Origin of the sequence: Rossellomorea aquimaris (assembly GCF_008180865.1) — a bacterium.
Lineage (GTDB): Bacteria > Bacillota > Bacilli > Bacillales > Bacillaceae_B > Rossellomorea > Rossellomorea yichunensis.
This window is the reverse complement of sequence record NZ_VTEX01000006.1, coordinates 130,006-149,793: the sequence shown is the minus strand read 5'-3', so window position 1 is coordinate 149,793 and position 19,788 is coordinate 130,006. Positions and strand designations below refer to the sequence as shown.

Here is a 19,788-nt window from a genome sequence, read left to right as displayed (position 1 = left end):
TGCGTTTTTCAGATCCTCATTGTGTCGTGTCGTTTATGTTAATTCTAGAATAGTACGTATTTGTCTCTTAATATTTTTCTTCGTTGATTCGTCATATAGTAAATCCACTGGATAATATAATTTATGATCGGTTCGGCGTTTTCCGGAAATAGAATCGACGATATCCGACTGCCTCGACAACTCGCGCAGCTCATCATTTCTCATTAACAGATGAATCGGAAGCCGTTCTTCTTCCTCCCCAGGTCTGTAGAAATCGTATGGAAGGTCTGAAGATGAGTCCACCACTAAATAATAGTCAGGGTCGATCCCCGCTTTTTTAAACAGAACTTCAAGCTCACTGTGCTTCTTATATTCCTTAGCCGGATCAAATTCCACGTACTTAAATAAATTACGGTTCATGAACCGCTCGCATAAGTCCCGTAAAATCGGATCCTCTTCTTCCTGCCAAATTTGGAAATAATACATAATGACCGCTTCATCCAGCTTCAAATAATCCTGAAGTGAAACCTCTTCTTCAAACAGGGAGTAAAAATGGATCGGGCTTTGCTTAAAAGAGTAATACTCTTCATGAAGCTCCTTCGCCCTATGTAGGATCTTCGTTAAAATCACTTCAGCACTCCGTGTGACGGGATGGAAATATACCTGCCAATACATCTGATAACGGCTCATAATATAATCTTCCACTGCATGCATTCCACTCTGTTTGATCACCACTTGGTCCTCACGGGGTCTCATCACACGAAGAATTCGCTCCATATCGAAATGACCGTAGCTGACCCCTGTAAAATAGGCATCACGCTGCAAATAATCCATTCGGTCCGCATCGATCTGACTTGAAATCAGACTGACAACCAGCTTGTTCTTATACGTTTTCGCAATCACTTCCGCTACATGTTTCGGGAAATCAGGTCCCACTTTCGTCAGAACCTCATTCACCTCTGTATCCCCTAAGATGATGGCTTGGGTGAAGTGCTCGTGATCCAGGTGAAACACTTTTTCAAAGGAGTGGGAAAACGGTCCATGCCCCAGATCGTGCAATAACGCAGCGCAAAGGGACAATAACCGCTCATCCTGATTCCACTCCGGTCTGCCTGCGAAGACATCGTCCACGATTCGGCGGATTATCTCATACACGCCAAGAGAATGATTGAACCGGCTATGCTCTGCACCATGAAAAGTCAGGTAAGTGGTTCCCAGCTGCCTGATCCTGCGAAGTCGTTGAAACTCTTTCGTTCCAATCAAATCCCAAATCACGCGATCCCTTACATGAACATACCGATGAACAGGGTCTTTAAATACTTTTTCTTCATGTAATTTCTGCTTGGCATACTCCATCTTCTACCCTCTTCCTAAACTAGCATATTTATATTATAGCTACTTTCGTACTGGTATTCATCTCGAATTTTGTCGAAAAAAATAGGTATTTGGCTTCTGAATGATCCATGCCAAGCGTTCCATTTCCTTCAAAAAAATTTCAGCTTTTAAGCACGCTTGACAAAAATCTACGCTTTCCCTACTTATTCTCTACCCTCTAACTAGTTTCCTTTTCCAATAAGAGCCAAACCTATATTTTTTTATTCAACAGAAAAGAAAAAACTCCCTCACTGGAAGTTTTCCTTTATTTCTTTATTTTCTTGATTACTTTTTCCATGAGTTCTTCTTCAGTCAACGCCGCTACAGGACGATTATTCACGAAAGCGAATGTCTTCTTGCGCCCTGGACCACAATAGGATTGACACGCAATATCGATCGGTGCATCCGGGTCAATTTCTTTTAATTTGGGAATCAATGTCTTTAGGTTAACGGCCTGACAATCATCGCAAACACGAAATTCGTTTGCCATTTGCCAACAACCCTTTCTATCTATTTAAATGATTTTTATTCGTCGTAAACATCGATTTATAGAATACAGTTTTCTGCAATGTTTTGCAAGAGAACATCGTTTCCAGCTTGTGGGAACCCCCACTTATACAACGAAACTAGCAGACAAAAAATAAATTTAACATATTCGTATAAAAACCTATAAAACTGTCCATCCTTTAACCAACGAATCATTTAAGAAAACTATGGGAGTTGAGATGAAATGATGATGAAAACAAGACAGGATGCCTGGACGGAAGAAAATGATCTATTATTAGCCGAAACGGTCCTACGTCATGTACGGGAAGGCAGCACACAATTAAATGCCTTTGAAGAAGTCGGGGACAAACTGAACCGCACATCTGCCGCATGTGGATTCCGCTGGAACGCAGTGGTGCGTCACCAATACGAGAAAGCTCTTCAACTAGCAAAAAAACAACGCAAACAGCGCCACCGCATCCTCGGGAAAGACCAGGGCGGCAAGAAAAAGCTTTTGTACCAGCCACCAACGCCTTCATTCGAAGATTTAGATGCTATGTCTCTATCAATGTCTGAAGCCGAAGAAGAAATGGAATTTGCTGAGTACGAGAACTATGTGCCCGAAACGGAGCAGCTTGGGAAAGAATCCGAAGAAGCCCCGAAATTCGAAATGGAAGCAAGCGAGGAACCAGTCTACGTCACACATCAGGCGCCTGCCGCTAACCATGTTGTAAAGCCTTCAGGATTAAAAGGTGAAGTGACACTCGAAAAAGTCATTGCCTTCCTGCAAAACCTTGCTCAAACCAACATGAATTCCGACTATGTAAAAATAGAGAATCAGAGATTAAAGCAGGAAATCGCTGAAATCAGAAAAGAAAACAGCGAGCTTGAAAAGAAAGTCAAAGCTCTTGAAAACAATTCCGTCACCATGCAGGAAGACTACGAAACACTTATGCAAATCATGAACCGTGCCAGAAAGCTTGTCCTATTCGATGAAGACGATGCCAAAGCCCCACGTTTCAAAATGGATCGGAACGGAAACTTAGAAAAAGTAGCGGAATAATGCTAGTTCCCAACCAGTGCGCCTGTGGGCGTGCTGGTTTTTTGGTTGGGTTGTGACAGTATGGTGCCTTGTGGATGGTGTAGAGGTATGGGTTGTAGGAAGGTTTTGGAGCATAAGGGGGTTGCGAAGTGCTTGTGAATGTATGATCAAGCCTTTTTCTACAAAACTAAAAGAATGCAAAAGATGTATTTTATGTGAAAATACAGTTATTTCAAGACCTTTTCAGATGAAAATAAGGCTAACAGGCTAAAAATTGACCTTACGATAGGAATTGGTGCTTCAAAAGTAGTAGAGAGGAGTCGTCATTGCGTCATTTTAAAATTTTTTTGCGTCGTTTTTTTATTTTATGCGTCTTTTACCATTGTCAACCAATTCTCACACCACCAAAAAAGCCAGACCACAAATCAATCGAAGTCCAGCTTATCTATCTTTCTAACCTAAAAACTTCTCATTCCGATCAACGACTCTCTGATAATACATTTCATACATTCCATACTCTTCCCCTTGAAGGGCACTGCTATAAAACTCACCGCTGAACCCTTTCAACGATTGCAGAAAGCGGAGCATCACGTCTTGTATCGATAACTCGACTCCAAGCAGCTCCGATAAAGAAGCCATCACTTCAGGATCAATAACAGGAAACGTAAACTTCGTCGTTCCATCCTTCAACCCGGTCTCATAAAAACGCTGAATCAGCTTCGCTCGTTCAGCACCACTTCCATTGACGCAGAGGTACACCTGTACAGCTACCCCATTTCGAATCCTGCGCTGAGAAATACCCGCAAATTTCTGATCATGTATGCTCAAATCGTAACTTCCGGGACAGTAGGATTGCGTGATTTCCTTCGCCTCGATCTTCACATCAAAGTCCTTGAACATATCCTCAACAAGCAACCACATGGCATCGTAGCCACGGTTAATATCGATCCCTTTTTCAGAATCGGGGAAAACCAGTGATAGATTCAAAACTCCTTCATCCAATACAACGGCAAGGCCCCCGGAGTTTCGTACAATATATTGATAGCCTTCTTCTTCCAACACCTTCAAGGCATCCGAAAGAAACGGCAGCTTTGTATCCTGAATGCCCAGTACGACCGTTTGATGGTGCACCCATGAGCGTGCCGTCGGGTCTGACTGAGCTGCTCCAATCGCCGTGCACAACGTATCATCCATGGCAAACGACTGCAGGGCCCCGAACATCGGTCCCAAGCTCGATTGATCAATCACTCTCCATCTGTCTTGACGAAGCAGTGCATATGCTTTTTCCTTATCCATAACGCTTCTCCTTCACTCACAACATGCGAGCTCATTATATCATATAATGATGGGGTTGCTAAAAAAGGGTTGGACAATCCATGGGGTTCGCATTTCGTTTGAGATTGGTTGCCTGTTAAAAACTACGGTTATCTTGACAGATGAATATTCCGGTTTATTTGCCTGTTAAAAAAAGAGGGATATTTAACAGGCAAACGTAATTCTCTCCAGATCACTGGTGCCAGCCACCAATTCAGCACACACAAACGAAAAAAAAGCCGAACCCCAAAAGGATCCGGCTTTATATACAACATCTATTAAATTACAGCGCCTGAGCAGCCGTAATCAACGCAAGCTTATACACATCTTCTTCATTACAGCCGCGTGAAAGATCGTTTACAGGTGCGTTCAGTCCTTGAAGGATCGGGCCTACTGCTTCGAAGTTTCCTAGGCGTTGGGCAATTTTGTATCCGATGTTTCCTGCTTCAAGGCTCGGGAATACGAATACATTCGCATTACCTTGGATGTCGGCACCCGGTGCTTTTTTCTCTGCAACAGATGGAACGAATGCTGCGTCGAATTGGAATTCACCATCAATTGTCAGTTCCGGTGCTTTTTCTTTTGCAACGGAAACGGCTTCAACCACTTTTTCCGTTTCCGGTGATTTAGCCGAACCTTTTGTAGAGAAGCTTAGCATTGCAACACGAGGATCGATGTCAAACATTTCAGCTGTTTTCGCACTTTCGATTGCGATTTCAGCAAGATCCTGGCTGTCAGGTGAAATGTTGATCGCACAGTCAGCGAATACATACTTCTCTTCTTCACGTACCATGATGAAGACACCGGACGTTTTGCGGACGCCTTCTTTTGTTTTGATGATTTGAAGAGCCGGGCGAACCGTATCAGCTGTCGAGTGAGCTGCTCCACTTACAAGACCGTGAGCTTTGCCCGTGTATACAAGCATCGTTCCGAAATAGTTTCCGTCTAATAGGATTCTTTTCGCATCTTCTTCTGAGGCTTTTCCTTTACGGCGCTCTACGAATGCCTTCACAAGCTCGTCCATTCCAGGGAATGATGCCGGGTCTACAACGTCACAACCGTCAAGCTTCACACCAAGCTGGTCGGCTTTTGCATTAACTTCATCCACGTTACCGACTACGATCGGCGTCAAGATGCCGTCGCCGGCTAAACGGGAGGCTGCTGTTAGAATACGTTCGTCTGTACCTTCAGGGAAAACGATTTTTAACTCTTTTCCTTTTACTTTATCTGTTAATGTTGTAAATAAGTTGCTCAATAGAGGGACCTCCTTGATTTATACATATCCAATCTTAGAATACTCTTCTCATATAGGAATTCAAGGAAAAGGGGAAATGTTATCGGTTTCACGGAAAAAGTCTTTGTTTTCTAATAATTCCTATTTCCTTTTACCCTTTTCTCTACACCCCTAAGCCTATGTCATAATCTACTAGGATAGTGTGTTCCACATATCCCTTGCCTATCCACTATTTGTGCCATTTTAACGACATTGGGTTTTGTATTCTTACTCCAGGGCCAAACTATGATATAGTAAAGTTGGAAAAAGTACTTTAAGGAGTGATTACATTGGCAGAACCGGCACAAACGTTAGATGGTTGGTATTCCCTGCATGATTTTCGCGCGATGGATTGGACGTCCTGGAAGATGCTTCCGAGTGAAGAAAGATCCTCGGCGATTTCTGAATTCCACCGTTTCTTAGATAAGTTAAACAGCACGCAGGATGCGAAGGAAGGCAGTCACGCTCTTTACACGATCGTTGGTCAAAAAGCAGACTTCATGCTGATGATCCTTCGTCCTACGATGGAAGAATTAAATGAACTGGAAAATGAATTCAACAAGCTGAAGATCGCTGAATTCACGATTCCGACATACTCTTATGTTTCTGTAGTGGAACTTGGCAACTACATGCCTTCAGAGGGCGATCCTTATGATAATCCATATGTACAGGAGCGCATCTACCCGATCCTTCCGAAAGCGAATCATATCTGCTTCTATCCGATGGACAAGCGTCGCCAGGGTAATGATAACTGGTACATGCTGCCGATGGAAGAGCGTCGCGACATGATGAGAAGTCATGGAATGATCGGCCGCCAATACGCAGGAAAAGTCAAACAGATCATCACGGGCTCTGTTGGTTTTGATGATTACGAGTGGGGTGTGACCCTATTTGCTGACGACGTCCTTCAATTCAAAAAGCTTGTATACGAAATGCGTTTTGATGAAGTAAGTGCACGCTACGGCGAATTCGGTACTTTCTATGTAGGTAATCTATTAAAAGAAGAAGCAATTGCGAAATTCCTTCACGTGAACTAAATACAATCATAAACGACAAGCCTTCTTGGCTTGTCGTTTTTTTTTTTAGGCTCTTTTCTTCTCAGATGGTTGTTTTGTAACATAAGATCTGCCTGGAGCTCTGTCAACAAGCGTGTGCTGGATGGTGTGGGGAACTGCTTCGCTTTCCGCGGACGTTCGGCCGAGCCTCCTCAGCTCCGGGGTCTCGGCACGTCCGTACTTCCGCAGGAGTCTACGCAGTTCCCCTCACCATCCATAAAAAAATTCATGACAGAGCTTGCTTAATATGGAAAACGGACTACTGCTCTCTTTAAATGAGGTCATTTACGGTGGTATCATTGTTTGGTTCATTTGAAAGATGGTTTAAGGATACTTCGATTTATGAGTTAACATAAAATTTTCTATTACTCCTTTGTAGATAGTTATTGGGGGAACAAACGCTCAATATTTCTACAATAGGAGCTTTTTTTGTTTTGGCCATCTGTCATTAGGAGCAGCACAGAGTGGATTGGAGCGGAAGGCACTTGACTCCTGCGGGAAATAGAGGAAAGGTCGAGACCCCACAGACGGAACGTCGAGGAGGCTCGACTTCCTCCCCGCGGAAAGCAAGTGCCTGGAGCGGAAAGTAACGGTCCCTATTTTCACACTACCCCTCATCTAAAACAGAAATTCATTTTTGAGAAGTTATGCAAAGACACAAAGTTTACGAAAGGAACTTTTATTAAAAAAAGTTCGTCTTCCTCATTCAAAAAACAAACGAATATATTTTTCTCCCCCTACATAGACATGAAATAGTGAGACATATAGCATCTTTAAAGTGAGGTGGCTGTTATTCCTTATCACGAGAAGGAAGTGAAACTTCTTGAAGTCCCGTTGTTTCTATCAGCCTGCTCAAAGAGATTGTCCGAAAGTATAACTTTATTAAAAGGAGGTATTCGGTTTGGCTAATCAACAATCAAACCCGTATATGCAAGGGTATAATCCATATGGTCAATATTACGGAGGAGGGCAGGTTCAGGGTCAACAATATTATCCCCAACAGCAAGGTGGTGGAGGTTTCCAAGTACCTCCACCGACGAATGCTCCAGCCCCTACTCAAAATATTCAGGGGATGCTGCCGATTGAAGAATCATATATCGAGAATATTCTTCGCTTGAACAAAGGAAAAGTAGCGACTGTTTACACTACGTTTGAAAACAATACAGAATGGAATGCAAAAATCTTCAAAGGAATCATAGAAGCCGCGGGCCGGGATCACCTTATCCTGAGTGATCCACAAACGGGGACCAGGTACCTCATCCCGATGATTTACTTAGACTACATTACATTTGATGAAGAAATTGAATATGAATATCCGTATGGAGCTGGAGGTTCTATGCAAAGTTATTCCCAGCGATAAAAAAATACCCTGACAGGAGAATACTTTCCTGTCAGGGTATTTTACTTTTTTTATAACGTTTTCGCTGCAAAGACAATCAAAAGCACCCATGCTGCCAAGAAACTGACTCCGCCCAGAGGTGTGATTGCTCCAAGCACCTTGATTCCGGATAGGCTCAGTACATAAAGGCTTCCTGAGAATAAAATCGTTCCGATCAGCATCAGCCACCCGGACCAGGACAGTAATGAGGTTGGTGTCACATTCCCCATCAGTACCCCTACAATGATGATTCCGATGGCGTGAAACATCTGATAGAGAACTCCGGTATTCCAAATATCAATATACTTCTGTGAGATTTTCCCTTCCAATGCGTGGGCACCGAAAGCTCCTAAAGCGACTGATAAAAAGGCGTTGATAGCCCCAATAATGATAAATGTTTTCATGATGGACCTCCTGTTCTTTCTTTCACTTAGTGATTAAAAGTCGAATAATGAATTTCCATTCGCACCATCATCCGTTTCCAGAGGTTCTTCTTTCTGGATGGTGACAGGCTTCTGACTCGGTTGTGATTCCTGTAAATATGGCATCGCTTGTTGAGGTTGAAACGAAGGTGCTGCAGTGGCCCCCCCGTGGTTTTCCTCCAACAAAACTTCACATAGAGCCTTTATTGAATACACATGCTCACGGATTTGCTGAGACTTTTCGGCTGATTTTGCTTTTCCGAGCTCATGTTCAATTTTCTTTATTAATGATTGATGTGGGATATTCACAATTTATGACTCCTTCCACAAGTCTTCCCGTACGTGATTACATACAATATGTACTTCCTCTGTTTCACCTACATCACTATCCTAATTCTAAATGAAGGATTTCGCAAATATCTTCCTGAGTCATTTCTGTTTAGGCTTGAATTTCATACAGGGACTCCCTGATGATTGGAAAACCACCAGTGAAGGCATGGCTCTTGTTTTGAAACCATAGCCTTTACAGCCCCGGGGATGAGCCTGCTCCCACGTTGTATAAAAATATTGGCATTGAAAGCAGTTGATACGCTTCTCATTTATCATTTGGCATCCCCTTTCTACAAAATAAACCCCTCCATGAACGAGGGGCCATCCATTGTTTCACGTGAAACATCCGGTTATTCGAGACACCAGTCAATCTCTTTTATGCCTTGATCCCGCAGAAATTCGTTTGTTTTAGTATATGGTTTACTTCCAAAGAAACCCCTGTGTGCAGATAATGGACTCGGATGAGGGGCCGTTACCATATAGTGCTTGGAAGAATCGATGAGGGCCTGCTTCGCCTGAGCGGGTTTCCCCCATAAAATAAACACCATCGGCTTCTCTCGCTCATTCAGGATCGAGATGACACGGTCCGTGAATTGCTCCCACCCTTTTCCCCGGTGGGAGTGAGCTTTCCCTTCTTGTACGGTTAAGACGGTATTTAACAGCAGGACACCTTGCTCTGCCCATTTTACCAGGGAGCCATGGGGAGGGGTCTGACATCCGATATCATCATGAAGCTCTTTGTACATATTTCGTAACGACGGCGGAATCTTGACTCCTTTTTTGACAGAAAAGCTTAAGCCTTCTGCCTGATTCGGCCCATGATAAGGATCTTGTCCAAGCAATACAACCTTCACATCTTCGTAAGCTGTATAATGAAAAGCATTGAAGATGTCATGCATGGAAGGATACGTCGTGTTCGTTTCATATTCCCCTTTAAGCCATTCTCTCAAGGTCTGATAGTACTCCCTCTGAAGTTCACCTTCCAGAATGTCTGCCCAATCGTTTTGAAAAATCTTTGTCACTGTTAGACATCCTTTCTAGTCCTTAAATTGAATCGTAACGTCATAACCCAATTGTTCAAAGAAACCTTTCAATGATTTCTCTGCGTTTTTTTCCGCGGCTTGAAGCAACCCCTGCTCAACCGCCTCCTGACTGATTTGGTCCTTTGCCACTTCCGCAAGGGCAAACCCTTCGTTCCAGTCCACATCATTTCTGAAGATCCCTTCTACGGAGAAGGTCTTAATGTTCTCAGTATCAATGGAAGGGTCTTGGAGAATCTCAGCACGTGGCAGGGTTAATTGAATTTCTTTCTTCTCTTCATCAACTACAATATCGTCTTCATCGATTCCCTGTAAATCAACCCCTGCCAGGACGGCTCCAGGGACCACCATCAGAAGCTTACGTTTTGTCCCGGGTATATCCGTATTGATGTCTTTCCCGAATAATTGATTATCCTCCTGCTCGATCACGGCCTTTATAAACCCTTGAGCCGTGGCCAGGGAACTCATCTCTTGAATCCGTTCGACAAATGCCCCCTTCTCTTCTGTAAAGGTAGATCCGGATAACAACGAATAGACCCCTATGGATACTCCTCCTACTAATAGGATGAAAAGAAGGAGAATCAACAACACTCTATTTTTCCAAAAGGACAGAACGGATGTTGTTAATTTCCAAGCCGGAAAACGTCTACTGCTTCTATTCTCAAACGCCAAAGAGGCACCGGTTTCTCTTTCACTCGCTTTCAAATCTGCTAAAAGCGCTTCAATTTCTTGTATTTTCTTGTATTGATTTGTCAAATGCTTCACCTTCCTCTCTTCTATTATAGGAAATAATGTAGAATCTTGGAAACAATTATTCTCTCAAAAGTATTTCTATATTATGGAAAGTTTTATTTCTGCACAACCGGGAAAAGAAGGAACAAGACATTAAATTAAAAGTGGAGGTAATGATTATGTATAAAGTTCAAACAGCTGAAAATGTAGTAGAAGCGAAAAGAGAAATAGAAATGTTTACAAGTGAAGGTTACTCTAAAGATGAAATCTATGTGTTCGCCCATGACAAACATCGTTCTGAACATATCACAGAAGCAACCCATACGGAATCCACCGGTATAAAAGAACAAGGAATCATTGAGTCCATGAGTAATTTATTCAACAGCCGCGGAGACGAATTACGTTCGAAAATGAAGTCAGTAGGGATGAATCAGGCAGAAGCAGATGTCTATGAAGAAGAACTCGATAAAGGAAAGCTTGTCATCGTCGCTTCCAAGGAAGCAACAAATAATGATGCGAAACCATTCTAAGTTTTAACGATTCATCCAATCCAAAAAGGCGTCGAGGATATCATTCCCGGCGTCTTTTTTTGTAAACAGCCATAGTCAAAAGAATTTGTATTTACCCGTCCGTTATTATATTCTTTAGTCAGACTTTTACAATTATAAAGAGTTACTTTCTAAGGAGGAATGCAACTATGACATTGAAAAAAACCCTGACGATCGCTGGTTCCGATACAAGCGGTGGAGCCGGAATCCAAGCAGATCTTAAAACATTCCAGGAGCATGGCGTGTATGGCATGACGGCTCTTACAACGGTTGTTACGATGGATCCGAATAACCATTGGCACCACCAGGTTCATCCATTATCCATTGATACATTGGAATCACAACTGGAAACTGTTCTTTCTGTCGGAATCGATGCAATGAAAACAGGCATGCTCGGTACAGTTGAGATCATTGAGCTTGCAGCGAAGAAAATCGATGCTTTCGGTTTGGATAAAGTCGTCATCGACCCTGTAATGGTATGTAAGGGCGAAAATGAAGTATTAAACCCTGAAACAACAGATGCCATGAGAGAGCACTTGCTTAAGCGCGCTACCGTAGTGACTCCTAACCTGTTCGAAGCAGGTCAGCTTGCCGGGTCAGGTCCGATCAAAACCATTGATGAAATGAAGGTAGCCGCAAAGAAAATCCACGACCTTGGAGCGAAAAATGTTGTCATCAAGGGCGGAAAGCAATTACAGCATGACAAAGCTCTTGATCTATTCTATGACGGAAACGATTTCACTCTACTTGAAGAAGAGAAAGTAGCAACAACTTATAACCACGGTGCCGGTTGTACATTCGCAGCAGCCATCACATCAAACCTTGCAAATGGACAAGACGTGAAAGAAGCTGTTCAAAACGCGAAAACCTTCGTAACGGCAGCCATCAAACACGGATTCAAACTGAACGAATACGTAGGCCCGGTTATGCACGGGGCTTACAATCGTCATGAAAAATAATTACCGGCTAGTGCCAGGCACGAAAGAATGATCTCGTGCCTGGCACTTTTTTTGAGGGACGGACCTTCCAAAAAGTACGCCCCTCCCCCAATCATACTTTTCGCATTCATTCATGAATTTTAGTAAGATAGTACATAATGGTTAAGAGTCTTTTCTGTATTTAAGGAGGAAAAAGAATGGAACCGATCAAGATTGCTGATGTGCAAGGGATCATTACCCAGCTTGCCCGTCAGGACGTTTATATACATTTAGAAACCACCAACGGAGCCTATGCATCTCACTTTAATGAGGGCTTCTTTTCAGCCGGAGCCTATATCCGCAACGCGAAAGTCAACTATGAGCACGGGAAGATCATCGGGGACGGACCCTACCGTGTCGGTTTGAAAATTGAAATCGGCTGGATATATGCTGAAGGACTGACTCATTATGAATTTGATGAACAAGGACGCTTGTTACTTGCAGGTCACGGCGGGGACGGGAAACTGGCCGTAGCCCTTGAAATCAGCCCTACACCTTTCAACTAAACCACTTGAATCTATATAAAAGGAGAGGTCAAAATGGAAAAAGAAAGACAAGTACTTGTCATCTTTCCCCACCCCGATGATGAAGCATTTGGTGTGTCAGGAACCATTTCCACCCACGTGAATAATGGAACGCCTGTTACCTACGCCTGCCTCACATTAGGGGAAATGGGAAGAAACTTAGGTAACCCACCCTTCGCAACAAGAGAGTCGCTTCCACTGATTCGTAAAAAAGAACTTCAAAAAGCGGCCGATGTTATGGGAATACAGGATTTACGCATGATGGGATACCGGGATAAAACCCTTGAATTTGAAAATGATGAAAAGCTGTCCAACATGGTGACTGAGTTAATTGAAGAATTGAACCCTTCACTCATCATTACCTTCTATCCCGACTACTCCGTTCACCCGGATCACGAAGCAACAGCAAGAGCCGTCGTTCGTGCCGTTCGACGCCTTCCGAAAGCATCAAGACCGAAGCTCCACTGCCTTGCCTTCTCCAAGAATTGTGAGGAAGCGTTGGGACAGCCGGATATCCTTATTGATATCACACCAGTTAAAGATCAAAAAATCGATGCCATGAAGGCACATATCTCCCAAACAGCATGGATGCTCAAGGATTTAGAAAAAGGCATTCAGCAAAATGACCCTGAAGCATTAAAATGGGTGACTGTTGAGCGATTCTGGAGCTATCAATGGGAAAATGACACAGTGGAATAATGATTGTAATAAGAGTTTGGGCTTTGCTCAAGCTCTTTTTTTATTGTGCTCTTCTAAGGTATCGGTTTGTGAATAGAATAAATATAACCAATTAATGAGTGATTACTCACTTTACAATTCACCCGGCATACTTTATATTAATAGTGAGTAATCACTCATTACCTTCAGAAAGGTGTGATTCAATTGAATTCCATCATCCAATTGAACGGGCTGTCCAAGTCATTCGGCCCTCAAGAAGTGTTAAAAAACGTTTCTCTCAACATCCCAAAAGGCGATATCTATGGACTATTAGGACCCTCTGGCTCGGGCAAAACGACATTGATCAAGCTAATGATCGGACTCGAAACCCCATCGACAGGGAGTGTAACCTTCAAAGGGAACAAGCTGAAAGCAAAAGATCTGTACCCGACCATCGGATATATGGCTCAATCAGACGCCCTATATGATGAGCTGACAGCAAAGGAAAATTTATCTTTCATGGCTTCTCTCTATGGATTAAAGAAACCGAAACGAAACGAACAAATTGAAAAAGTAATGACGATCGTAGATTTACTTGATCACCTTTATAAGCCTGTCCATCAATACTCAGGAGGAATGAAAAGGAGGCTTTCCCTTGCCATTGCCCTTCTGCATGACCCTGAAGTCTTATTTTTAGATGAACCGACTGTCGGGATCGATCCCGTTTTAAGAAAGGAAATATGGGATAGCTTTCACCGTCTTAAGGAAGAAGGCAGAACCCTTATCATTACAACCCATGTGATGGATGAGGCAGAAAGATGTGACCGGCTGGGCCTCCTGCAGCATGGCGAAATCATTTCAAGCGATACGCCTGATGCTATTAAAGAAACCTATGGGGTGACTTCGATTGAAGAAGTATTTTTGAAAAATGGGGGTGTTTCCATTGCGGATTAGAGGTTTTGTCATTCGGATTCTTCAACAGCTCCTCAGGGACAAACGAACATTGGCTTTGATGTTTTTAGCTCCATTATTGATACTCAGCATGCTGTCGCTCGTATTTAACTCTGATGATTACGATGCAAAGGTGGCGATTGTCGATCTGCCACAGCAACTGGAATCTAAATTCGATACGAAGGATTTTCAATCTTATGCGAGTTCCGATAAGGCCTTGAAAGACATTAAAGATGGTGAACTGGATGGCTATATATCATTCGAGGACTCTACTTCCCCTTCGATTGTCATCGAAGGAAGTGACCACACTGTCAACGGGGCTGTAATGAAAAAAATTCAAACTTTGTTTCCCGCCGACTCTCAAAAGCTATCAGATCAGATTGAGTACGTGTACGGAAGCGGGGACATGGAGATGTTTGACTCCTTTGGACCAGTCCTTCTGGGCTTTTTCGTCTTCTTCTTTGTCTTTTTGATCAGCGGGGTATCTTTCCTGAGAGAGAGAACGACAGGCACACTTGAGAGGTTGCTTGCTTCCCCGATCAAGATTTGGGAAATGGTCGTAAGCTATGTCCTTGGTTTCGGTATCGTCACCCTCCTTCAGGCTTCCTTGATTTCCTGGTATGCCATCTATGTTTTGGATATGATGATGGAAGGAAGCTTCTTCAATGTATTGATCATCATTGTTTCATTATCATTCACGGCCTTGACGCTTGGGATATTGCTATCGGCTTTTGCCAAGAATGAATTACAGATGATGCAGTTCATTCCGATTGTGGTCGTACCACAGATATTCTTTTCAGGATTATTCAATTTAGATACGATCTCTGAATGGCTGAGCTGGATCGGTCCAATCACCCCTCTATATTATGCTGCGGATGCTTTAAGAGATGTGATGATACGGGGATTTGCTCTTGAGGATTTGCTCTTTAACTTATCGGTATTGATTGGGTTTTCTATCCTCTTTATCGTTCTCAATGTTGCAGCCCTCAGAAAATACCGTAAAATATAGGTAAGTAATGAACGACAAGTTAGGGGTTTAAAGCATGACTGAGGAAAAGAAGATATTTAAACAGCTATTTGATCAGGAAGAAACACTGACTGATAAGCAACAAAAAATCGTGGAGGCAGCCATTGAAATGTTTGCAGAAAAAGGCTACGCTTCCACCTCTACCAGTCAAATCGCAAAAAAAGCAGGTGTTGCAGAAGGAACCATCTTCCGGCACTACAAAACGAAGAAGGACCTGCTTCTTTCGATTGTATCCCCTACGATGGCCAAGCTGATCGCTCCATTTGTCATCCGGGATCTCAATAAAGTGCTCGATGCGAAATATGATCGGTATGAAGATTTCCTGAAAGCGATGATTTTGAATCGGCAGGAATTTTTGAAAGAGAACATGACGGCATTTAAGATTTTGATACAGGAAATCCCTTTTCATCCTGAGCTGAAGGAACAATTCAAAGAGCATATCGCTGAAAAAGTGATCGAGAAATTCGTGAGGCTCGTCGATCATTATAAAGAAAAGGGACAGATCATCGACCTGCCTTCATACACTGTCGTGCGATTTTCGGCAACGAGTATCTTCGGATTGTTGCTTGTCAGGTACCTCTTCCTTCCTGAAGCGGATTGGGATGATGAGAAGGAGATCGACATGACGGTGCAGATGATTGTGAATGGGATTGGTAAGGGATAAATGTGAAGAAAGGACTCCAAACGAGGGATTTGGGGTTCTTTTTTTTGGCTGTAAAGTGACCATCGGGACTGAAAATGGATACTGGAAGCAGGTTTTCATTCGTCTTGCTCATGCAATGAGGGTTTTATTTTCAATTTCACCATGCTTATTTTCAAACTTTCACTATTATTTTCAATGCCCCACCATTTATTTTCAAAACCGACATTCCACCCCACCTTCACCCGTTTTCCTCCTCCCCCAAACGGGTAAAACCTACTATACATCACAAGGAGGTAGAGAAATGAGTTTCCTTTTTCACGAAAGCACATTAAAAGACCAGCATATCCTCATCACAGGCGCGACAGGCGGGATCGGATTTGAAACGGCGAAAGTAGCCGTTCAGGCAGGCGCAAAGGTGACGATTACAGGAAGAAATGAAGAGAAGCTGAAGCAACTGAAAAATGAATGCCGGGACTCAGACAAGGTCTTCATATATAGAGCGGATCTTACCAACACTGAAGATCGCGAAAAGCTTCTACCGGCGGCAAGAAAACAGCATGGTCCCATCACAGGTCTCGTGAACTCAGCCGGAATAGGCGGCGGTGATATGGTCGAGAGTCTATCCGAGGAAGACCTGAGAAATATCATGGAGTTGAACTACTTCTCACTGGTTCAGCTCTCACAGGCAGTCTATAACCAAATGAAGGATAAGAAAAGCGGTTCCATCGTCAATATCTCTTCCCTGTCAGGATTGAGAGGGACACATGGGAATAGCGCGTACAGTGCTTCCAAGTTTGCCGTAATCGGGTTTACACAAGCCTTTGCCCATGAAGCGATTGAAAACCACATACGAGTGAATGCCATTTGCCCTGGTTATGTAGATACTGATATGGGAAGAAGCGCAATTAAATCAAAAGGCGAACGTGAAGGCAGAAGTTATGAGGAGCAATTGGAGATCGCAAAGGATAGCATTCCTTCAGGAAGATTGACCTCCCCTCTTGAGGTCGCGAACACCATTGTCTATCTATTAAGTGATGCAGCCGAAAACATTGTCGGGGAATCGGTCAAAATTTCAGGAGGAAGCGTCATGCGCTGATCCATGGTTGAACAAAGAACGGGCAAGGATTTTCACCCTTGCCCCGGTTAACCCATTCTTGGTTTCTAGCTGCCCTCTTGAATTTTCTTTTTGATCTTATCTATATATTTTTTCTTTTCTTTTTCATTGTTCAGCTGGTCACTGTTTTTATCTTGGAGGTATTTTTGAAGGGCCTTTTCAATCTCTTCATGTGAAGCGTCTTCCGCTATGACTCCGGTCTTCTTTAACATCTCGATGATCTTTTCATCGTTGGCCAGAACGTCTATCTTGTTTGCTGGCTGTTCGGTTTCTCCAGCAGGTACATCCGAGTTGACTTCAGTAGAATCTTGATCGTTCCTCTGATCGTCTGCAGTACATCCATTCAGTAATAAGGGCACCAAAAGGAATGCGAACATCCATTTACCACTCATAGTCATCACTTCCCTTTCTTAGAGAATGCACCATTGTATACTATATTATATAAAATACCCTCTAACCCCTTTTTAAAATCAGAATTGCAGCTAATAAGGGATAAACAGGAAAAATTAGTGCATTCATCACTTACTTCATTCTGTAAAATATGGTTTAATAGATAGTACTATGGAACGATATTAGTGAAGAGGGTTGTGGAAAGGGTCCCCTTCCACTTCTTTATAAAGTAAAAGCTGAGAGATTTTTCTCCTCTTTTTTTTACTTTAAAATCGAACATACGTTCTATTGGTGGTGAAAAAAATGGATTCATTAGTCAGTGAATTTTATCGTCATTATCCTCATCTCAAACAGAATAAAGCCGTTGAGTCCTTTATCAGTCAATCGGATAACCAGAAGTTAGTCGAAAATTTTTTACGTCACCCCAGTGCATGTAGGGAAGAACGTTTAAACGAAGCTTTTAAAGCCCATTATTTTGATATCCGGTTTACCTCTTACGTCAGTTCATCCCTTTATTTTCACAGTGTGAACTTTGACAAACATACAAGAAAGTATAGCGAACGACACCCTCTGACCTTGGATAACCAGGCGGATGAAGATGGTGGATCGTATGTCGATCTTGTTCCAGATCCGGCATCGGATATTGCGCTTTTTACCAATTATTCGACTTTAATGGAATGCGTGGAGAACGAAGAACTCTTGCAGGCTTATAAAACGTTGACCGACAAACAGAAGCATATCCTGGATTTAGCCTATGTGCAGGAATTATCTGATACTGAAATCGCAAGAATGCTGAGCGTATCACAACAAGCGATCTCCAAAACCCATCGAAAAGCTTTACGCTTATTAAAATCCATTTTAGAAAAAGGAGAATCATAAACTATGGGAATTCTATACAATCTAGTCAAAGAAGCGAAGGGCAACTCGGAATATGAAACGAAGGTCATCCGGACGTTTGAACCGAAGATCAAGAAATCCTTGTATCTTACCCGGGTCGAAAATAGGGATGATCTCGAACAGGAGTTAAAGATCAAACTGATCCGGTATGTCCGGGATTACTCACTAGAAAAAGTACCAGGGTTATTTGATTTAAATGAACAATAAAGGTAGGACAAGTGCTCACAAACCTGTGGCGCTTGTCCTTTTTTTGTCTGTATTTCTTTTTAATAAATGTTTGACTGCAGGTTGTCTTTTTCCCTTAGAACTCTTCTTTATACAGTGTAAGGCAAACAACAAAGAGTGAGAGAGATTGGGATGGTCTTTCTTCCGCTTCATCCTTTTGCCTATAACCATATAAAGGGAGAGATGTTGAATGAATTGGACACGAACGTTACGACAAGGTGATTCAGGAAGCGATGTATTGGAACTTCAAATCCGCGTTGCCGGCTGGGCGGCAAGTTCCCCTTCGAAAACCTATGTATCGGTGGATGGGGCATTCGGACCCGGAACGGAAGCAGCTGTCAAACGATTCCAAAGTGCGTACGGTCTTTCTGCTGATGGAATTGCAGGACCGCAAACCCATAACCTGTTGAATAGTCTAGAAGACAGCGATGGATCGACGGTCAACTTTGCATTCAGTGAATTCTATTCCAAGGACGGAAGCGGCTTCTCTGGAGGGAATACCGGCTCGACACAGGTAAGAGAGAATGTACGAAGACTGATGTACAAGCTCGAGGCCCTTCGAAAAAAACTGGGGAATCCACCCGTTGTCATTAATTCCGGATTCAGAAGCATCACACATAACCGAAATGTCGGCGGTGCCTCTAACAGTATGCATACGTACGGAATCGCAGCAGATGTAGATCCCTCAGGAAAGACACCGGCCCAAGTTGCGGAAGTTGCTAAAACATGCGGCTTCAGCGGGATAATCAAATATTCTACCTTCGTTCATAATGACAGCCGGGTCGAATACCCGTATGGTGCCGGGTCGTATTACTGGGCTTAAGAAGGAAAGGGGGGAAAACATATGCCAATCATCGTACTTGATCCCGGCCACGGGGGAACAGACCCTGGCGCTATTGGAAACGGACTTCAGGAAGAGAATCTTACCCTGACGATCGGATTGAAGGTGAAGCAATTATTGGAGGCAAATTATATCGTTGATGTGCGTTTAACCAGAGAAACGGATGTCTTTATAGAGCTGTCGGAGCGGGCTGATTTCGCCAATAACTTAGGAGCATCTTACTTCGTCTCCCTTCATCATAATGCAGGTGGAGGCACCGGATTTGAAAGCTTTATCTATCCCGGTACAAGCTCTTCGGAAACGGGTAGACGCCAGGACGTCCTGCACGGAGAAGTCATGAAGTTCCTCACTGGATTTGGATTAAGGGACCGAGGTCAAAAGGAAGCGAACTTCGCCGTATTGAGAGAAACGGCCATGCCTGCAATTTTACTTGAAAATCTCTTTATCGATAGTGTGAATGATACCAATCTCTTAAAAGACCCTACCTTCCTCACGGGAATTTCTAACGCAATAGCATCAGGCATCGGGAAGGCACTGAATCTCTAGCAGGCCAGCCTGCCTTATAAAGG

The 19,788-nt window shown here is 43.1% G+C and carries 25 protein-coding genes; 15 read left to right on the top strand and 10 right to left on the bottom strand.

What is annotated here, in order from left to right:
- Positions 1–33 precede the first annotated feature (33 nt).
- A complete protein-coding gene (locus FZC88_RS20970; RefSeq protein ID WP_148970660.1) occupies positions 34–1,335 on the bottom strand; it encodes an HD domain-containing protein in 1,302 nt (433 codons plus the stop codon).
- 283 nt (positions 1,336–1,618) lie between these two features.
- Positions 1,619–1,843, bottom strand: coding sequence for a YuzB family protein (locus tag FZC88_RS20965; protein ID WP_034765044.1), 225 nt, complete (start codon positions 1,841–1,843; stop codon positions 1,619–1,621).
- Positions 1,844–2,089: 246 nt separating this feature from the next.
- Between FZC88_RS20965 and FZC88_RS20960 the strand changes: the two genes are divergently transcribed.
- Positions 2,090–2,902: an RsfA family transcriptional regulator gene (locus FZC88_RS20960; RefSeq protein ID WP_148996489.1), complete on the top strand. Its 813-nt coding sequence runs from the start codon at positions 2,090–2,092 to the stop codon at positions 2,900–2,902.
- 432 nt (positions 2,903–3,334) lie between these two features.
- Here FZC88_RS20960 and lipL read toward each other — a convergent pair whose 3' ends face one another.
- Together lipL and pta are read right to left on the bottom strand one after the other, a co-directional pair.
- Positions 3,335–4,177, bottom strand: a complete 843-nt coding sequence (gene lipL, locus FZC88_RS20955) for an octanoyl-[GcvH]:protein N-octanoyltransferase (RefSeq protein WP_148970659.1) — start codon at positions 4,175–4,177, stop codon at positions 3,335–3,337.
- Between the two features lie 301 nt (positions 4,178–4,478).
- Positions 4,479–5,450, bottom strand: coding sequence for a phosphate acetyltransferase (pta, locus tag FZC88_RS20950; RefSeq protein WP_148996309.1), 972 nt, complete (start codon positions 5,448–5,450; stop codon positions 4,479–4,481).
- Between the two features lie 308 nt (positions 5,451–5,758).
- Between pta and hemQ the strand changes: the two genes are divergently transcribed.
- Complete coding sequence (hemQ, locus tag FZC88_RS20945) at positions 5,759–6,505, top strand: hydrogen peroxide-dependent heme synthase (RefSeq protein ID WP_148970657.1); 747 nt, start codon at positions 5,759–5,761, stop codon at positions 6,503–6,505.
- 946 nt (positions 6,506–7,451) lie between these two features.
- Positions 7,452–7,883 (top strand): spore coat protein GerQ, encoded by a 432-nt coding sequence (gene gerQ / locus FZC88_RS20940; protein WP_148970684.1) that lies wholly within the window; start codon positions 7,452–7,454, stop codon positions 7,881–7,883.
- Positions 7,884–7,933: 50 nt separating this feature from the next.
- Here gerQ and FZC88_RS20935 read toward each other — a convergent pair whose 3' ends face one another.
- The 4 genes from FZC88_RS20935 to FZC88_RS20915 all read right to left on the bottom strand — a co-directional run bounded on the left by FZC88_RS20935 (position 7,934) and on the right by FZC88_RS20915 (position 10,449).
- The gene (locus FZC88_RS20935; protein ID WP_113969283.1) at positions 7,934–8,305 is read right to left on the bottom strand and encodes a DUF423 domain-containing protein; all 372 of its coding nucleotides are present in this window, start codon (positions 8,303–8,305) and stop codon (positions 7,934–7,936) included.
- A gap of 33 nt (positions 8,306–8,338) precedes the next feature.
- On the bottom strand, positions 8,339–8,632 hold the full coding sequence (locus FZC88_RS20930; protein ID WP_148970656.1) for a YwdI family protein: 294 nt from the start codon (positions 8,630–8,632) through the stop codon (positions 8,339–8,341).
- Between the two features lie 371 nt (positions 8,633–9,003).
- On the bottom strand, positions 9,004–9,675 hold the full coding sequence (locus tag FZC88_RS20920) for a uracil-DNA glycosylase (protein WP_148996307.1): 672 nt from the start codon (positions 9,673–9,675) through the stop codon (positions 9,004–9,006).
- Positions 9,676–9,690: 15 nt separating this feature from the next.
- Entirely contained in the window at positions 9,691–10,449 is a 759-nt protein-coding gene (locus tag FZC88_RS20915) for a DUF4230 domain-containing protein (RefSeq protein WP_262372006.1), read from the bottom strand.
- A 155-nt stretch (positions 10,450–10,604) separates the two neighbouring features.
- On the opposite strand from FZC88_RS20915, the gene FZC88_RS20910 reads away from it, so the two are divergent.
- The 7 genes from FZC88_RS20910 (at position 10,605) to FZC88_RS20880 (ending at position 15,773) form a co-directional block, all read left to right on the top strand.
- Positions 10,605–10,955, top strand: a complete 351-nt coding sequence (locus tag FZC88_RS20910) for a YflT domain-containing protein (protein ID WP_148970652.1) — start codon at positions 10,605–10,607, stop codon at positions 10,953–10,955.
- A 167-nt stretch (positions 10,956–11,122) separates the two neighbouring features.
- Positions 11,123–11,932, top strand: coding sequence for a pyridoxine/pyridoxal/pyridoxamine kinase (gene pdxK, locus FZC88_RS20905; RefSeq protein WP_148996305.1), 810 nt, complete (start codon positions 11,123–11,125; stop codon positions 11,930–11,932).
- Positions 11,933–12,108: 176 nt separating this feature from the next.
- A complete protein-coding gene (locus FZC88_RS20900) occupies positions 12,109–12,456 on the top strand; it encodes a YojF family protein (protein WP_148970650.1) in 348 nt (115 codons plus the stop codon).
- Positions 12,457–12,489: 33 nt separating this feature from the next.
- Positions 12,490–13,173 (top strand): bacillithiol biosynthesis deacetylase BshB2, encoded by a 684-nt coding sequence (gene bshB2 / locus FZC88_RS20895; protein ID WP_148970649.1) that lies wholly within the window; start codon positions 12,490–12,492, stop codon positions 13,171–13,173.
- A gap of 183 nt (positions 13,174–13,356) precedes the next feature.
- On the top strand, positions 13,357–14,085 hold the full coding sequence (locus FZC88_RS20890; RefSeq protein WP_148996304.1) for an ABC transporter ATP-binding protein: 729 nt from the start codon (positions 13,357–13,359) through the stop codon (positions 14,083–14,085).
- On the top strand, positions 14,075–15,091 hold the full coding sequence (locus FZC88_RS20885) for an ABC transporter permease (protein ID WP_148996303.1): 1,017 nt from the start codon (positions 14,075–14,077) through the stop codon (positions 15,089–15,091). Before FZC88_RS20890 ends, FZC88_RS20885 begins: the two co-directional genes overlap by 11 nt.
- A gap of 34 nt (positions 15,092–15,125) precedes the next feature.
- Positions 15,126–15,773: a TetR/AcrR family transcriptional regulator gene (locus FZC88_RS20880; RefSeq protein WP_148996302.1), complete on the top strand. Its 648-nt coding sequence runs from the start codon at positions 15,126–15,128 to the stop codon at positions 15,771–15,773.
- Positions 15,774–15,868: 95 nt separating this feature from the next.
- Here FZC88_RS20880 and FZC88_RS24615 read toward each other — a convergent pair whose 3' ends face one another.
- A complete protein-coding gene (locus FZC88_RS24615) occupies positions 15,869–15,994 on the bottom strand; it encodes a hypothetical protein (RefSeq protein ID WP_262372005.1) in 126 nt (41 codons plus the stop codon).
- Between the two features lie 59 nt (positions 15,995–16,053).
- Here FZC88_RS24615 and FZC88_RS20875 point away from each other — a divergent pair, with 59 nt between their 5' ends.
- Entirely contained in the window at positions 16,054–16,848 is a 795-nt protein-coding gene (locus tag FZC88_RS20875; RefSeq protein ID WP_148996301.1) for an SDR family NAD(P)-dependent oxidoreductase, read from the top strand.
- Between the two features lie 65 nt (positions 16,849–16,913).
- On the opposite strand, the gene FZC88_RS20870 is transcribed toward FZC88_RS20875, so the two are convergent.
- Complete coding sequence (locus tag FZC88_RS20870; RefSeq protein WP_148996300.1) at positions 16,914–17,258, bottom strand: hypothetical protein; 345 nt, start codon at positions 17,256–17,258, stop codon at positions 16,914–16,916.
- Between the two features lie 301 nt (positions 17,259–17,559).
- Between FZC88_RS20870 and FZC88_RS20865 the strand changes: the two genes are divergently transcribed.
- From FZC88_RS20865 to FZC88_RS20850, 4 genes are all read left to right on the top strand, one after another.
- Positions 17,560–18,135, top strand: a complete 576-nt coding sequence (locus FZC88_RS20865) for a sigma-70 family RNA polymerase sigma factor (RefSeq protein WP_148996299.1) — start codon at positions 17,560–17,562, stop codon at positions 18,133–18,135.
- A 3-nt stretch (positions 18,136–18,138) separates the two neighbouring features.
- Positions 18,139–18,360, top strand: a complete 222-nt coding sequence (locus FZC88_RS20860; RefSeq protein WP_148996298.1) for a hypothetical protein — start codon at positions 18,139–18,141, stop codon at positions 18,358–18,360.
- A 208-nt stretch (positions 18,361–18,568) separates the two neighbouring features.
- A complete protein-coding gene (locus FZC88_RS20855) occupies positions 18,569–19,201 on the top strand; it encodes a D-Ala-D-Ala carboxypeptidase family metallohydrolase (RefSeq protein ID WP_148970642.1) in 633 nt (210 codons plus the stop codon).
- A 21-nt stretch (positions 19,202–19,222) separates the two neighbouring features.
- Positions 19,223–19,765 (top strand): N-acetylmuramoyl-L-alanine amidase family protein, encoded by a 543-nt coding sequence (locus tag FZC88_RS20850; protein WP_148996297.1) that lies wholly within the window; start codon positions 19,223–19,225, stop codon positions 19,763–19,765.
- Positions 19,766–19,788 lie beyond the last annotated feature (23 nt).

Excerpts from the sequence above, each read along its gene's own strand:
- pdxK (WP_148996305.1), top strand. The coding sequence starts at position 11,123 with ATGACATTGAAAAAAACCCTGACGATCGCTGGTTCCGATACAAGCGGT.
- FZC88_RS20935 (WP_113969283.1), bottom strand. The coding sequence starts at position 8,305 with ATGAAAACATTTATCATTATTGGGGCTATCAACGCCTTTTTATCAGTC.
- gerQ (WP_148970684.1), top strand. The coding sequence starts at position 7,452 with ATGCAAGGGTATAATCCATATGGTCAATATTACGGAGGAGGGCAGGTT.
- FZC88_RS20850 (WP_148996297.1), top strand. The coding sequence starts at position 19,223 with ATGCCAATCATCGTACTTGATCCCGGCCACGGGGGAACAGACCCTGGC.
- FZC88_RS20870 (WP_148996300.1), bottom strand. The coding sequence starts at position 17,258 with ATGAGTGGTAAATGGATGTTCGCATTCCTTTTGGTGCCCTTATTACTG.
- FZC88_RS20875 (WP_148996301.1), top strand. The coding sequence starts at position 16,054 with ATGAGTTTCCTTTTTCACGAAAGCACATTAAAAGACCAGCATATCCTC.
- FZC88_RS20855 (WP_148970642.1), top strand. The coding sequence starts at position 18,569 with ATGAATTGGACACGAACGTTACGACAAGGTGATTCAGGAAGCGATGTA.
- FZC88_RS20910 (WP_148970652.1), top strand. The coding sequence starts at position 10,605 with ATGTATAAAGTTCAAACAGCTGAAAATGTAGTAGAAGCGAAAAGAGAA.
- bshB2 (WP_148970649.1), top strand. The coding sequence starts at position 12,490 with ATGGAAAAAGAAAGACAAGTACTTGTCATCTTTCCCCACCCCGATGAT.
- FZC88_RS20970 (WP_148970660.1), bottom strand. The coding sequence starts at position 1,335 with ATGGAGTATGCCAAGCAGAAATTACATGAAGAAAAAGTATTTAAAGAC.
- FZC88_RS20965 (WP_034765044.1), bottom strand. The coding sequence starts at position 1,843 with ATGGCAAACGAATTTCGTGTTTGCGATGATTGTCAGGCCGTTAACCTA.
- FZC88_RS20880 (WP_148996302.1), top strand. The coding sequence starts at position 15,126 with ATGACTGAGGAAAAGAAGATATTTAAACAGCTATTTGATCAGGAAGAA.
- FZC88_RS20865 (WP_148996299.1), top strand. The coding sequence starts at position 17,560 with ATGGATTCATTAGTCAGTGAATTTTATCGTCATTATCCTCATCTCAAA.
- lipL (WP_148970659.1), bottom strand. The coding sequence starts at position 4,177 with ATGGATAAGGAAAAAGCATATGCACTGCTTCGTCAAGACAGATGGAGA.
- FZC88_RS20960 (WP_148996489.1), top strand. The coding sequence starts at position 2,090 with ATGAAAACAAGACAGGATGCCTGGACGGAAGAAAATGATCTATTATTA.
- FZC88_RS20900 (WP_148970650.1), top strand. The coding sequence starts at position 12,109 with ATGGAACCGATCAAGATTGCTGATGTGCAAGGGATCATTACCCAGCTT.
- FZC88_RS20860 (WP_148996298.1), top strand. The coding sequence starts at position 18,139 with ATGGGAATTCTATACAATCTAGTCAAAGAAGCGAAGGGCAACTCGGAA.